The 14,347-nt window shown below is 50.7% G+C and carries 12 protein-coding genes; 8 read left to right on the forward strand and 4 right to left on the reverse strand.

Annotation, left to right across the window (positions count from 1 at the left end; all coding sequences use genetic code 11):
- Nucleotides 1-61: 61 nt before the first annotated feature.
- Complete coding sequence (locus K8W53_RS16595) at nucleotides 62-985, forward strand: Rpn family recombination-promoting nuclease/putative transposase (protein WP_023224412.1); 924 nt, start codon at nucleotides 62-64, stop codon at nucleotides 983-985.
- A gap of 41 nt (nucleotides 986-1,026) precedes the next feature.
- Here K8W53_RS16595 and mscK read toward each other — a convergent pair whose 3' ends face one another.
- On the reverse strand, nucleotides 1,027-4,389 hold the full coding sequence (mscK, locus tag K8W53_RS16600; protein WP_052939315.1) for a mechanosensitive channel MscK: 3,363 nt from the start codon (nucleotides 4,387-4,389) through the stop codon (nucleotides 1,027-1,029).
- A gap of 118 nt (nucleotides 4,390-4,507) precedes the next feature.
- Complete coding sequence (acrR, locus tag K8W53_RS16605) at nucleotides 4,508-5,161, reverse strand: multidrug efflux transporter transcriptional repressor AcrR (protein WP_000101755.1); 654 nt, start codon at nucleotides 5,159-5,161, stop codon at nucleotides 4,508-4,510.
- Nucleotides 5,162-5,302: 141 nt separating this feature from the next.
- On the opposite strand from acrR, the gene acrA reads away from it, so the two are divergent.
- The 6 genes from acrA (at nucleotide 5,303) to K8W53_RS16635 (ending at nucleotide 12,102) form a co-directional block, all read left to right on the forward strand.
- On the forward strand, nucleotides 5,303-6,496 hold the full coding sequence (gene acrA / locus K8W53_RS16610; protein ID WP_001039199.1) for a multidrug efflux RND transporter periplasmic adaptor subunit AcrA: 1,194 nt from the start codon (nucleotides 5,303-5,305) through the stop codon (nucleotides 6,494-6,496).
- Between the two features lie 22 nt (nucleotides 6,497-6,518).
- The gene (gene acrB, locus K8W53_RS16615) at nucleotides 6,519-9,668 is read left to right on the forward strand and encodes an efflux RND transporter permease AcrB (RefSeq protein ID WP_001132508.1); all 3,150 of its coding nucleotides are present in this window, start codon (nucleotides 6,519-6,521) and stop codon (nucleotides 9,666-9,668) included.
- A 495-nt stretch (nucleotides 9,669-10,163) separates the two neighbouring features.
- Nucleotides 10,164-10,538, forward strand: coding sequence for an Hha toxicity modulator TomB (gene tomB, locus K8W53_RS16620; RefSeq protein WP_000344807.1), 375 nt, complete (start codon nucleotides 10,164-10,166; stop codon nucleotides 10,536-10,538).
- 27 nt (nucleotides 10,539-10,565) lie between these two features.
- Nucleotides 10,566-10,784 carry an HHA domain-containing protein gene (locus K8W53_RS16625; protein ID WP_001280991.1) on the forward strand — a complete coding sequence of 73 codons (219 nt, stop codon included), beginning with the start codon at nucleotides 10,566-10,568 and terminating at the stop codon, nucleotides 10,782-10,784.
- A 178-nt stretch (nucleotides 10,785-10,962) separates the two neighbouring features.
- The gene (gene maa / locus K8W53_RS16630; RefSeq protein ID WP_001278793.1) at nucleotides 10,963-11,514 is read left to right on the forward strand and encodes a maltose O-acetyltransferase; all 552 of its coding nucleotides are present in this window, start codon (nucleotides 10,963-10,965) and stop codon (nucleotides 11,512-11,514) included.
- 117 nt (nucleotides 11,515-11,631) lie between these two features.
- Nucleotides 11,632-12,102, forward strand: a complete 471-nt coding sequence (locus K8W53_RS16635) for a YlaC family protein (protein WP_000136183.1) — start codon at nucleotides 11,632-11,634, stop codon at nucleotides 12,100-12,102.
- A 55-nt stretch (nucleotides 12,103-12,157) separates the two neighbouring features.
- Here the strand turns inward: K8W53_RS16635 and ykgO are convergent, their stop codons facing one another.
- Together ykgO and K8W53_RS16645 are read right to left on the reverse strand one after the other, a co-directional pair.
- Nucleotides 12,158-12,298, reverse strand: a complete 141-nt coding sequence (gene ykgO / locus K8W53_RS16640) for a type B 50S ribosomal protein L36 (RefSeq protein WP_001197749.1) — start codon at nucleotides 12,296-12,298, stop codon at nucleotides 12,158-12,160.
- A gap of 5 nt (nucleotides 12,299-12,303) precedes the next feature.
- Complete coding sequence (locus K8W53_RS16645; protein WP_000801415.1) at nucleotides 12,304-12,564, reverse strand: type B 50S ribosomal protein L31; 261 nt, start codon at nucleotides 12,562-12,564, stop codon at nucleotides 12,304-12,306.
- Between the two features lie 224 nt (nucleotides 12,565-12,788).
- Between K8W53_RS16645 and K8W53_RS16650 the strand changes: the two genes are divergently transcribed.
- Nucleotides 12,789-14,339, forward strand: coding sequence for an EAL domain-containing protein (locus tag K8W53_RS16650; protein WP_000213145.1), 1,551 nt, complete (start codon nucleotides 12,789-12,791; stop codon nucleotides 14,337-14,339).
- Nucleotides 14,340-14,347 lie beyond the last annotated feature (8 nt).

Here is a 14,347-nt window from a genome sequence, read left to right on the forward strand (position 1 = left end):
TGGTTTGTCCTCGTTGTCGCTGACAAAGTGGTCGCCACAGTCAGGCAACAAGGGACGGGTCATGGAACGTCTACCCACCACGCCGCACGATGCGGTATTTCGACAAATGCTGATGCAAAAAGAGGTCGCCCGCGACTTTCTGGCTCTCCACATGCCAGAAGACTTTCTTGCAATCTGCGATCTGGATTCACTGAAGCTGGAGTCAGGGAGTTTTGTTGAAGACAATTTACGCAGCCGCTATTCAGATATTCTCTACTCTCTGCATACCCAACACGGCCCCGGGTATGTTTACGCGCTCATTGAACATCAGAGCAAATCAGACCGGCTGATGGCTTTTCGCCTGATGCGGTACGCCATTGCCGCCATGCAGCGTCATCTGGATGCCGGTCATGATACCTTGCCGCTGGTGGTGCCAATCCTTTTTTATCACGGTCCGGAAAGCCCGTGGCCCTATAGCCTTAACTGGCATAATATGTTTGTGAAACCGGATATGGCGAAGGCCTTATACAGTCATGAATTTGCGCTGGTCGACCTGACGACAATGCCGGATAATCAGCTTTTGCAGCATCGGCGGATAGCGATGTTAGAGCTCCTGCAAAAACATATTCGTCAACGCGATTTAAGCGAACTGCTCGACCCCCTTATCACGCTTTTAACGCAGGATCATTTGACGGACACGCAGCTCAGTGTACTAATCAACTATATGTTGAAAGCAGGAAACGCCGCAGAACCCGGAGCGCTGATTCGTCAACTGGCGCAGGGCGCGCCGCAGTATAAGGAACAACTGATGACAATAGCGGAATGGCTGGAAGAAAAAGGCCGAACGGAAGGGTTGCAAAAAGGCCTTGAGCAAGGGTTAGCACAAGGCCGAGAGGCCGAAGCGCGCGCTATTGCCCGCAAAATGCTTGCCAACGGGCTGGAACCCGGGCTCATCGCCAGCGTCACCGGCATTACGCCGGAAGAGCTTTCTACGCTGTCGCATTAGCGGCGCCGCGCGCACTCATAAAGCGCGCGGCCCACCGCCTTTTAGCTTGCCGTAGGCGCCAGATCGCCGCCGTTGAGATCGCGCTTCACTTCAGTGACTTCGTCACCCTTCGCGTTATGCAGATGCACCTCAAGCTGGTTAAAGGCGATATTGATATCATTTTCACGGCACAGTCGATCGATCGCGCGGTTCAGTTCATCCACCGTATGGCTACGATCGCGCAATTCACGCACATACAGACGCAGTTCATGATCCAGAGTGCTGGCGCCAAAGGTGGTGAAGAATACGGCAGGTTCCGGATCGTGCATCACCTTCGGATGCTCCATCGCCGCCTGTAGCAGGACTCTTTTCACTTTCTCCAGATCCGAGCCATAAGCCACGCCAAGCCGGATAACCAGACGTGTCGTGGTATCGGAGAGGGACCAGTTAATCAGCCGCTCCGTTACGAACGCTTTGTTCGGAATGATCACTTCCTTACGATCAAAATCGGTAATAGTGGTGGCGCGAATACGAATCTTACTGACCGTGCCGGAATAGGTGCCGATCGTTACCGTATCGCCAATGCGTACCGGACGTTCGAAGAGGATGATTAAACCCGAGACAAAGTTACCGAAGATCTCCTGTAGCCCAAAACCGAGACCCACCGACAACGCCGCCGCCAGCCACTGGAGTTTATCCCACGAGACGCCGAGCGATCCGAATACTGTCATCGCGCCAACAGCGATAATGACGTAGTTAAGGATCGTGGTGATCGCATACGAAGCCCCCTGGCGCATATTCAGGCGTGAAAGCACCAGCACTTCCAGCAGGCCGGGTAAGTTGCGGATGAGCGCCCAGGCCACCATCGCGGCAATAATGGCGAATAGCAAGCTGCCCATCGTCACGCTTTTCACCACCGCAGCGCCAGCTTCGGAGCCGTTGTAGTGCCACAGCGTGATGCTATCAAGATAGCTGAATACGGTGATCAAATCGGACCAAATCGCCCAGAACATAACGCCGAACAGGGCAAGCATTAGCAGCATCGTGATACGTAATGTTTGCTGGTTAATCTGCTCCAGCGCGATGGTGGGTTCTTCCTGTGGCTCCGCGCCTTCCGCTCCCTCTTTTACCAGGTTCTGACGACGAGCCAGCGCGCGTCGCCAGGCAATCCGGCGCGCCGCTACGCTTAACCCGCGCAGCACCGTTTGATAAAGCAGGTTCCAGATAATGACCAGATAGACGGTTTCAATCCAGCGCCCCGCCAGGCGCAGGGTGGTATAGAAATAGCCGGTCGCCGTTAATACCATTAACGCCACCGGAATAATGGAAAGAATCGTCACGGTCACCAGTCGAATGCCGTGAGATTCTTTATCGCGCCAGCTTTCCCGGCACAGTGGCCACACCAGCAATGTTATGACCAGCAGATTGAGGAAAATAACCGCCTGCCCCAGCACGTCATCCATCAGATTCAGCGGCGACAACTCCGCCACCACAGACCAAAAGTGCAGCGGCAGCAATGCGAGGCTAATGCGTACAATCTGGCGACGCCAGTGGCTGGTCAACTGCGCCGGCATACCAAAATGGCGTATCGCCACGCCCTCTTTTTCCAGCACCTTCCAGCACAGCCCAAAGACCAGCCAGAACATCGCGAGCTTTTTACTAAAGGCCCAGAGCAGATCGCTGATATTTAGCTGCATGGTCAGCAGGATCAGTCCAAGCGCGAGGATAATCAGGCACACCGGCAGCGCGCGGATCAGATCGATCAGAATAGCTTTTGGCGTATTGAGTTGACTATCGTTACGCAACGATCCCACGGCGGCGGCCAGCTTCTGTTGATACGCTTTTAACCATTTCAGACGCCAGCGGATTAAACCGGCGATGAGCAAGAGCGGCAACCCGGCCAAAAAAGCAATAAATACCGCGGGCCAGGCTTTTTGCCAGTTCACCGTGATTTTCATGGCGCTGAATTGCTCTTTTAACGTTTGGGGGAACGCTTTAAGCCAGTCCCAGTCCATAGGGCGGTTACTGTTCACCCAAAAAATCTGCTGCGTCAGAATGGCTTTCAGATTTTTCGAGACGCTCATCAACTGCTGCTGGTTAACTTGCAGGTTAATCGCCATCATCAGCTGGTTACCCAACTGTTTATTTAGCTGATCCAATAGCTCACGGCGCATCTCCACCACCTGAAGCAACGCATCATGAACTTCATCATTCACCTCGCTGGTATGCCCCTCCTCCAGCTTGTCGACAAAGGCATCGCTTTGGAATAAGGCATCACGCTGCTGGTTGATTTCAAACTGCTCCAGACGCAAATCCGCAATGCGGTTGGTCATATCTTCGAGTTCGTCGGCGGAGGGCAGGGTTTGCTGCTGTTGATAAAGAATACGCGACAGCAACAGGCTGCCTTTTAAGACGGCAATCTGTTCTTTGATATTTCTTTCCGACTGCAGCGCGCGATCGAGCCAGTTTTTCACTTTAATGTTTTGCTGCATCAACATATTGCCGTTTTCGGTCGCGACAATCAGACGCTGGCTGAGTTGATGGTTAATATCCAGTTCCTGTTTTACCAGCGGGTTCGCCTGGATACGCGCCGTTTCGTCCGGCGAAATGGCCTCTTGGGCCGTTTTTTCCGTTAGCGTAAGTCGTTTACTGTTGACCGCCTCCTGTAAAAGTTGAAGCTGATGTTCAAGGCGATTACTGTTGGCCGTCACGTAATCCCGCTGTTTTTGCAGGGTGTCCTGCAAAACGGTATTCCCTTCAAGACTCTTACGTTGCTGGTCGATCTGCGCATTAAGCAGCGCCTGTTGTGCCTGTAATAACACCTGTTGGCTGGGGCGAAGCGCGGCTTCGCCGACGTTATTGCCGTCCAGACGGTTACGGATTTGCTGTATTTGCTGTGAGGCGGTATACATGGCGTTTTGCACGCGCTCAGGCTGGGTCTGTAGCGAAACAAGCTGGCTGTTATAAGCGGCAAGATCGTTTTGCGAATTTTGCAAATCATCCAGTACCTGCGCCACGCGCAGCTCAAGCTGACGTAGCGAAAGCGCACTCAGCGTTTTTCGCATTTCATCATCATTATCGACGTCGCTCAGCGCATTCAACGCAGCCGTCGCCTGACGCATTTTTTCAGGCGCCTGCGCCACCTTCTGCCGTAGCTGTACGGTCTCCTCTTTCATCCGCTCGATTTTATCCAGCGTAGCTAACGTATCAATAAGGTCCTGCTGGACGAGCTTATCCTGGGCGGAGAGATCTTTTTGCTTATTCAGCGTATCCAGCTGGTTTTGTACATCCGCTTTTGACGGCAGGTCGCCATTCGTTTGCCCCCGGGCAAATGCCAGAGACTGACAGGACAGCAGGATAATAAGGACGCTAATTGTAATAAAAACAAAATGCTGTGAACGTTTATAAAGCTGCAACATAGTCATGAGAATGAAGTGTCTGAACCGGCAAGCAGACCGGAAATAATTGAGTCGCAAGAATATCACGCCTGTAACAAACAGAATAGCGACACAGAAAATGTCCAGGAGTTTTCCTGGAATATTATCAGGGGGAGCCGTTGACCGTCGACGCGCGCAGCGTCGGACACAATTGATACATCTCCAGCAGGATCGTGACGTAGGCGCGAGCTTCTTTTTTTAAATCAAACGATTGCGGAGCAAATAACCAGTTTTCCATGAGCCCTGAAATAAAGCTGCGCATCAGTATCGCCGCACGACGAGTCAGCAGATTTTCAGGCAGCATTTTAGCATTAATACAATGTTTTAACGTTTGTTCAATCCGATCGTAACTTTCCAGACAAAGGCTACGTTGCGCCTGTTGAACCACAACCATTTCTCCGACAAACTCACATTTATGGAATATAATCTCCATCAATAAGCGGCGTCGTTCTTCTGTTACAGTAGCTTCAAGAATATGAACTAAAATTTCTCTTAATACAGATAGTGGATCGTCGGGGAATTTTGCCTGATACTCAATCTCAAGCTCACCAATATTGGATTCTGATAGCTCCCAGATCTCACTGAATAAATCCGACTTATTTTTGAAATGCCAATAGATTGCGCCGCGCGTCACGCCAGCAGCGTTCGCAATCTCCGCCAGCGAGGTTGCTGATACGCCTTGCTGCGAGAACAAACGCAGGGCCACATCCAGGATGTGTTGTCGTGTCTCCAGCGCTTGTTGTTTGGTTTTTCGTGCCATATGTCGGTGAATTTACAGGCGTTAGATTTACATACATTTATGGATGTATGTACCATAGCACGACGATAATATAAACGCAGCAATGGGTTTAAGGACCTTTGACCATTGACCAATTTGAAATCGGACACTCGAGGTTTACATATGAACAAAAACAGAGGGTTAACGCCTCTGGCGGTCGTTCTGATGCTCTCAGGCAGCTTAGCGCTAACAGGATGTGACGACAAACAGGACCAGCAAGGCGGCCAGCAGATGCCAGAAGTTGGAGTTGTCACACTAAAAACGGAACCACTGCAAATCACAACTGAACTTCCGGGTCGTACCGTTGCTTACCGTATCGCCGAAGTTCGCCCGCAGGTAAGCGGCATTATCCTGAAGCGTAATTTCGTTGAGGGAAGTGATATCGAAGCGGGAGTCTCTCTCTATCAGATTGATCCTGCGACCTACCAGGCGACTTACGACAGCGCTAAGGGCGATCTGGCAAAAGCGCAGGCCGCCGCGAATATCGCTGAACTGACGGTGAAGCGTTATCAAAAGCTGCTGGGTACGCAGTACATCAGTAAGCAGGAATACGATCAGGCGCTGGCTGACGCGCAACAAGCGACTGCCGCCGTTGTCGCAGCAAAAGCCGCCGTTGAAACCGCACGTATCAACCTGGCGTATACCAAAGTCACCTCACCGATTAGCGGTCGTATTGGTAAGTCGTCCGTAACGGAAGGCGCGCTGGTACAGAACGGTCAGGCGTCGGCGCTGGCGACAGTGCAGCAGCTGGACCCTATTTATGTCGATGTGACCCAGTCCAGCAATGATTTCCTGCGCCTGAAGCAGGAGCTGGCAAATGGTTCGCTGAAGCAGGAAAACGGCAAAGCGAAGGTCGATCTGGTGACCAGCGACGGTATCAAATTCCCGCAATCCGGTACGCTTGAATTCTCCGACGTTACCGTTGACCAAAGCACCGGGTCTATTACTTTGCGCGCCATCTTCCCTAACCCGGATCACACCTTATTGCCAGGAATGTTCGTTCGCGCACGTCTGCAGGAAGGGACAAAACCGACGGCATTACTGGTTCCACAACAGGGCGTTACCCGTACTCCACGCGGCGATGCCACGGTGCTGGTGGTTGGCGCTGATAACAAAGTGGAAACCCGCCAAATCGTCGCAAGCCAGGCGATCGGCGATAAGTGGCTGGTGACTGACGGATTGAAAGCGGGCGACCGCGTAGTCGTCAGCGGGCTGCAAAAAGTACGTCCTGGCGCACAGGTTAAAGTGCAGGAAATTACCGCGGATAACAAACAGCAAGCCGCAAGCGGTGATCAACCTGCTCAGCCCAGGTCTTAACTTAAACAGGAGCCGTTAAGACATGCCTAATTTCTTTATCGATCGCCCTATATTTGCGTGGGTGATCGCCATCATCATCATGTTGGCAGGGGGGCTCGCGATCCTCAAATTGCCGGTAGCGCAATATCCGACGATTGCGCCACCAGCAGTGACGATCTCCGCAACCTACCCTGGCGCTGATGCGAAAACGGTACAGGATACCGTCACGCAGGTTATCGAACAGAATATGAACGGTATCGATAACCTGATGTATATGTCCTCCAACAGTGACTCCACGGGGACCGTGCAGATCACGCTGACCTTTGAATCCGGCACCGATGCGGATATCGCGCAGGTTCAGGTTCAGAACAAGTTGCAATTGGCAATGCCGTTACTTCCCCAGGAAGTACAGCAACAGGGCGTGAGCGTTGAGAAGTCCTCAAGTAGCTTCCTGATGGTAGTGGGCGTCATTAACACCGACGGCACCATGACCCAGGAGGATATTTCGGATTACGTTGCCGCCAATATGAAAGATCCGATCAGCCGTACCTCTGGGGTGGGCGACGTCCAGCTGTTTGGTTCGCAGTATGCGATGCGTATCTGGATGAATCCGACAGAGCTGACCAAATACCAACTGACGCCGGTCGACGTGATTAACGCGATCAAAGCACAGAACGCCCAGGTCGCTGCAGGTCAGCTCGGTGGTACGCCGCCGGTAAAAGGCCAGCAGCTTAACGCATCGATTATTGCCCAAACGCGTCTGACCTCAACGGATGAGTTTGGCAAAATCCTGCTGAAGGTGAATCAGGATGGCTCTCAGGTTCGTCTGCGGGATGTAGCGAAAATTGAGCTTGGCGGCGAAAACTACGACGTCATCGCGAAATTTAACGGTCAGCCAGCGTCAGGTCTTGGCATCAAACTGGCTACCGGCGCCAACGCGCTGGATACCGCTACCGCTATTCGCGCCGAACTGAAAAAAATGGAACCGTTCTTCCCGCCAGGGATGAAAATCGTCTACCCGTATGACACCACGCCGTTCGTGAAGATCTCTATTCATGAAGTGGTAAAAACGCTGGTCGAAGCGATTATCCTCGTGTTCCTGGTGATGTACCTGTTCCTGCAGAACTTCCGCGCGACGTTGATTCCGACTATTGCGGTTCCGGTGGTGTTGTTGGGAACCTTTGCCGTGCTTGCGGCATTCGGTTTCTCGATAAACACGCTGACGATGTTCGGGATGGTGCTCGCCATCGGCTTGCTGGTGGATGACGCCATCGTGGTGGTCGAGAACGTCGAACGTGTTATGACGGAAGAAGGCCTTCCGCCGAAGGAAGCGACGCGCAAATCCATGGGCCAGATTCAGGGCGCATTGGTGGGTATCGCGATGGTACTGTCGGCGGTATTTATTCCGATGGCCTTCTTTGGCGGCTCAACCGGGGCAATTTATCGTCAGTTCTCTATCACCATCGTATCGGCGATGGCGCTGTCGGTGCTGGTCGCGCTGATCCTGACGCCTGCGCTGTGCGCGACGATGCTCAAACCCGTCGCCAAAGGCGATCATGGCGAAGGGAAAAAAGGCTTTTTCGGCTGGTTTAACCGCCTGTTTGATAAGAGCACGCATCACTACACCGATAGCGTAGGCAATATTCTGCGCAGCACCGGGCGTTACCTGCTGCTCTATCTCATTATTGTCGTCGGTATGGCTTATCTGTTCGTTCGTCTGCCAAGCTCTTTCTTGCCGGATGAAGACCAGGGCGTATTCCTGACAATGGTCCAGCTCCCCGCCGGCGCGACGCAAGAGCGCACGCAAAAAGTGCTGGATGAGGTCACGGATTACTATCTGAACAAAGAGAAAGCCAACGTTGAATCGGTATTCGCCGTCAACGGCTTCGGTTTTGCAGGGCGCGGTCAGAATACCGGTATTGCATTCGTGTCGTTGAAAGACTGGGCCGATCGTCCAGGCGAAAAAAACAAGGTTGAAGCGATTACCCAGCGGGCAACCGCAGCGTTTTCACAAATTAAAGATGCGATGGTCTTCGCCTTTAACCTACCGGCGATTGTTGAACTGGGCACCGCAACCGGGTTTGACTTCGAGTTGATTGACCAGGCGGGACTTGGTCATGAAAAACTCACCCAGGCACGTAATCAGTTGTTCGGCGAGGTGGCGAAATATCCTGATCTGCTGGTCGGCGTTCGACCTAACGGTCTGGAAGATACGCCGCAGTTTAAAATCGATATCGACCAGGAAAAAGCTCAGGCGCTGGGCGTGTCTATTAGCGACATTAATACCACGCTGGGCGCAGCATGGGGCGGCAGCTATGTAAACGACTTTATCGATCGCGGTCGTGTGAAGAAAGTTTACGTGATGTCCGAAGCGAAATACCGCATGTTGCCGGATGATATTAACGACTGGTACGTTCGTGGTAGCGATGGTCAGATGGTGCCGTTCTCCGCATTCTCCTCTTCCCGCTGGGAATATGGTTCGCCGCGTCTGGAACGCTATAACGGTCTGCCTTCGATGGAAATTCTGGGTCAGGCGGCGCCAGGCAAGAGTACTGGTGAAGCGATGGCGATGATGGAAGAACTGGCCAGCAAGCTGCCGTCAGGCATTGGGTATGACTGGACCGGGATGTCCTACCAGGAGCGGTTGTCCGGCAACCAGGCCCCTGCCCTGTATGCTATCTCGCTGATCGTCGTCTTCCTGTGTCTGGCGGCATTGTATGAGAGCTGGTCTATCCCGTTCTCCGTAATGCTGGTTGTTCCGCTTGGGGTTATCGGCGCGCTGCTGGCCGCCACCTTCCGCGGACTGACTAACGACGTTTACTTCCAGGTGGGCCTGCTCACAACCATTGGGTTGTCGGCGAAGAACGCGATACTTATCGTCGAATTCGCCAAAGACTTAATGGATAAAGAAGGGAAAGGTCTGGTAGAAGCGACGCTGGAGGCCGTTCGGATGCGTTTGCGCCCGATTCTGATGACCTCGTTAGCGTTCATGCTGGGGGTTATGCCGCTGGTTATCAGTTCCGGCGCGGGTTCCGGCGCGCAGAATGCGGTAGGTACTGGCGTACTGGGCGGGATGGTAACGGCAACCGTACTGGCTATTTTCTTCGTACCGGTCTTCTTCGTGGTGGTACGCCGCCGCTTTAGCCGTAAAAGCGAAGATATTGAGCATAGTCATTCGACAGAACATCGCTGATTTGCTCACTGTTGATAAGGCCGCGCAAGCGGCCTTTTTTACGCAAAAATCATAAAATACGCTTATTGTTAGATTGATTATTTTTTGCCATATTAATAAAAGGTATAATCCTTACTGCGTTAAAGGCTTTTCTTAGGAAAGTTGGCCATTTCTTAATTCAGCCATTAATTAAGAAATATTAAGAATATTCCTGGCTATTTTCTCCTGTCAGAGTCTATTGTTTTAGCCTGAAAAGCTAAAAAACGTTAACCCAATGATTACACAAACAATAAAACTGGTTCCTTTTTAGGCGACCGACGATCACTGTTAAAATTCGAAAAAGTATGGCAACACGCGGCTTTCACGCAATTGTAATTTTTCGTAATATGACGATGAAAAGTTTTTTAGAGTAGATTATAGTTAAATCATAAGGTGACGTGGGAAGTACCAGGTTAGTTAGTTGTATCCATCCCGAAGGTGTTCGGTTAGTTTAAGCCACTAAAAAGGGGATGCATTATGGACGAATACTCACCCAAAAGACATGATATAGCACAGCTTAAATTTCTTTGCGAAACCCTGTATCATGACTGTCTTGCAAACCTTGAAGAAAGCAACCATGGCTGGGTTAATGACCCGACCTCAGCAGTCAACCTGCAGCTCAATGAGCTGATAGAGCATATTGCAACTTTCGCGCTTAATTATAAAATTAAGTACAATGAAGACAATAAATTGATTGCGCAGATAGATGAATACCTGGACGACACCTTTATGTTGTTCAGCAGCTATGGTATTAATACGCAGGATTTGCAAAAATGGCGTAAATCGGGCAACCGCCTGTTCCGTTGTTTCGTCAACGCCACCAGGGCTAATCCTGTTAGTTTGTCTTGTTAAAAATTATTACAATCATAGGTAGAATTTATGTCTGATAAACCATTAACTAAAACTGATTATTTGATGCGTTTACGGCGCTGTCAGACAATTGACACTCTGGAGCGCGTCATTGAGAAAAATAAATATGAATTGTCCGACAATGAGCTGGCTGTATTTTACTCAGCTGCGGATCACCGTCTTGCAGAATTGACGATGAACAAACTCTACGACAAGATCCCCTCTTCAGTATGGAAATTCATTCGTTAATCACGCTACATTACTTTTTAGAGAACACGCAGGTGTTATCTGCCTCCTCGTTCTGGCTAATAACACAACGGGCCATTATAGAACAGTGATATAGATCACATACCAATAGCAGGGAACGTTCCCTCTAATACTTTATTATTGCTTCTATTGCGATAATATCCACCAAGGGGAGCGCGCGATGAGTGACGAAAAACAAAAAATGATCGCTGGGGCACTGTATTGCCCGACCGATGAAACTTTATGCCAGGATCGACTGCGGGCGCGTCAACTCATCCATCAATACAATTATACTACGCCTGATGAAATAAATAAGCGTCAGGCGATTTTACGCGACCTGTTGGGTCGATGCGAAGACGCCTATATTGAACCTTCCTTCCGTTGCGACTACGGCTATAATATTTTTCTTGGTCACTCCTTTTACGCTAACTTCGACTGCGTCATGCTTGATGTTTGCCCAATTCATATTGGCGATAATTGTATGCTCGCGCCAGGGGTACATATCTATACCGCCACGCACCCGCTGGACGCCGTCGAACGCAACAGCGGCAGAGAATTAGGTAAACCCGTCACTATCGGAAATAACGTCTGGATAGGCGGACGAGCCGTCGTTAATCCTGGCGTAACCATCGGCGATAACGTCGTCGTCGCTTCAGGCGCTGTGGTGACAAAAAACGTACCGCCAGACGTCGTGGTAGGTGGAAACCCGGCGCGAATCATTAAAAAATTGTAGTTAAAATGATAACTGTTATGCTAATTCGTGGTTAATCTGTTACTTTTTTCACGTTACACCTCCCTTTAAAATGGGCTGTTACTACCCCCTATGTCGCAGAAATCATGAAGGCAAAAGATGACAGAGATACAGCGCCTGCTTAGCGAAACTATTGATGACTTAAACGTCCGTGAAAAACGCGATAACAGGCCGCGTTTTAGTATCAGTTTTATCCGCAAGCATCCTGGGTTATTTATCGCGATGTATGCAGCCTGGTTTGCGACGCTGGCGGTCATGCTGCAATCAGAAACGCTGGTGGGGTCAGTGTGGCTGTTAGTGGTGTTATTTATCGCATTTAATGGCTTCTTCTTTTTCGACATCGCCCCGCGTTATCACTATAACGACATCGATGTGCTGGACCTCCGGGTCTGTTACAACGGCGAATGGTACAACACCCGCTTTGTTCCCCCCACGCTCATTGAGACGATTCTTCAGTCTCCACAGGTGGATAATGAACATAAAGTCCAGCTGCAAAAAATGGTTGCCCGTAAGGGCGAACTTTCCTTCTACGATATTTTTACGCTGGCCCGCGCAGAAGCCAGCCGGTAATAAAAAAGTGCGCACCCTCCCTGGTACGCACTGCTTTCCCTGAACTGTTGGTTTTTTAACGTCTTTTTTTACGCCCCTGAACCGCCTTAAAACGCGGATTTGTTTTACAAATCACGTATAAGCGTCCTTTGCGTTTGACTATCTGGCAATCCGGATGCCGTTGTTTTGCATTGCGAAGTGAGTTTAACACCTGCATTTCATTTACCCCCGTTTAGCGCCGATAAAATGACCAAAACGTTTCTGGAAGCGTGCGGCGCTACTTTCGCTATCAAACGTTTTCTGTCTACCGGTATAAAAAGGATGCGATTTTGATGACACATCAATAGTGACATACGGATATGTCACGCCGTCCAGTTCGATTTCACGTTCAGTTTTGATAGTTGATCCCACTTTCACATATTCATTTGCGCTGGTGTCGTGAAATACGACGGTGCGGTATACAGGATGAATATCAGGTTTCATTGCGCTCTCTCAATTATGTTATAACATAACAATAAAATACGCTATCAACGCTCCTTTTTCAACCGGTAAACATTCACGATCTCTTCCTGGCGGCAAAAGCAACGTGGCGTAACGCGTTAGTCTGGCCCCTGTATCTGTAAAATCGATAAAATAGCTTTATCATTCAAGGGCGCGATTTACGATCGGATATACTTTCTCTACGCTGTGTTTATAAGGACATCACTGTGACAACACGACATCTGGTCAGCCTGGTAACGGGAGTGCTTATCCTGTCTGTCCTTTTCCCGATAGGATTGAGCCTGTGGCTGGCGCACCGTCAAGTTGAAAAAAGGTTTAACGAAGAGCTGGATATCTTCTCGTCCCGGGTGGCGCTACGTACAGAAAGGGTCAGTGACCAGGCAAAAGCCGCGTTAACGCATATTGCCTCCTTTAAAGGCGAGCCCTGCAGCAGCGCCCATTTACTCGCCATGCGCCGCGTGTCTTATAGCTTTCGGTATGTCCAGGAAGTTCTGTATCTTAAAAATTCGATTCCCGTTTGCTCCTCACTTGAAAAAGAGAGCCATATTCCCGCTTTCCCTCCGCCCATGAAAATCACTCGCGACGGTTATCGCGCCTGGTTTACGGCGCAAAACGATCTGGGTATAAAACGCTATATGGCGGCACTCGGGAGCGACAGCTATATCGTGATGATCGACCCGGCGTCCTTTATCGATGTGATTCCGTTTGGCGCATGGCCGATTGACGTCGCTATTATTGGCCGGGAACGCAATACTGTGGTTGCCAGCAGCGGTAACCTTGACCCCGCTATTCTTCCGCTCATTCACCATGAGACGCCCCTGCGCCTGGAAAACCGAGGCATTCAGTATGCTATCCACCCCTTTCCGGAAATGGGCATTACTATCGTAAGCTGGGCACCGACCGCTCCGCTGGAAAGGAGCTGGTATCGACAGGCGTTTATCTGGCTACCGGCGGGCATCGTAACGGGTCTGCTGGCCGCGGCCTTTATTCTGCGTATTTTGCGTCGGCTACAGTCGCCCCGCCACCGTCTCCAGGATGCGATAGACAATCGCGAAATTAACGTACACTATCAGCCTATTGTCTCCCTGAGCAGCGGAAAAATTGTCGGTGCCGAAGCCTTAGCTCGCTGGCAACAGGCGGACGGCACCTTCCTTTCGCCGGAAATTTTTATCGCGCTGGCTGAACAAACCGGGCTCACGGAGCCGCTAACCCGGCTAATCATCGAAACCGTTTTTGAAGACATGGGGAGTTGGTTAAAGTCCCATCCCGAACAACATATTTCAATCAATCTTGAGGCATCCGATCTGGCGTCGGAAACGTTGCCGACGCTGTTAAGCACGCTGCTGAACCGTAGCCAAATTTCTCCGTCGCAAATCGCGCTTGAGTTAACGGAACGCGAGTTCGCCGATCCGAAAACCAGCGCGCCCATTGTCGCCAGATACCGTAACGCGGGACATTCCATTTATATTGATGACTTTGGCACCGGCTATTCCAGCCTCAGCTACTTACAAAATCTGGATGTGGATGTCCTTAAAATTGATAAATCTTTTGTCGATGCGCTGGAATATAAAAACGTCACGCCGCATATTATTGAAATGGCGAAAACGCTCAAACTCAAGATGGTCGCAGAAGGCATCGAAACGACCAGGCAAGAACAGTGGCTACGCCAGCATGGCGTACATTATGGTCAGGGCTGGTTATACAGTAAACCCCTACCCGCTACGGCATTTATTCTTTGGGCGGAACAGCGGCTATAACGTCGCAC

Origin of the sequence: Salmonella sp. A29-2 (assembly GCF_020150755.1) — a bacterium.
In the GTDB taxonomy this organism is placed as follows: domain Bacteria; phylum Pseudomonadota; class Gammaproteobacteria; order Enterobacterales; family Enterobacteriaceae; genus Salmonella; species Salmonella enterica.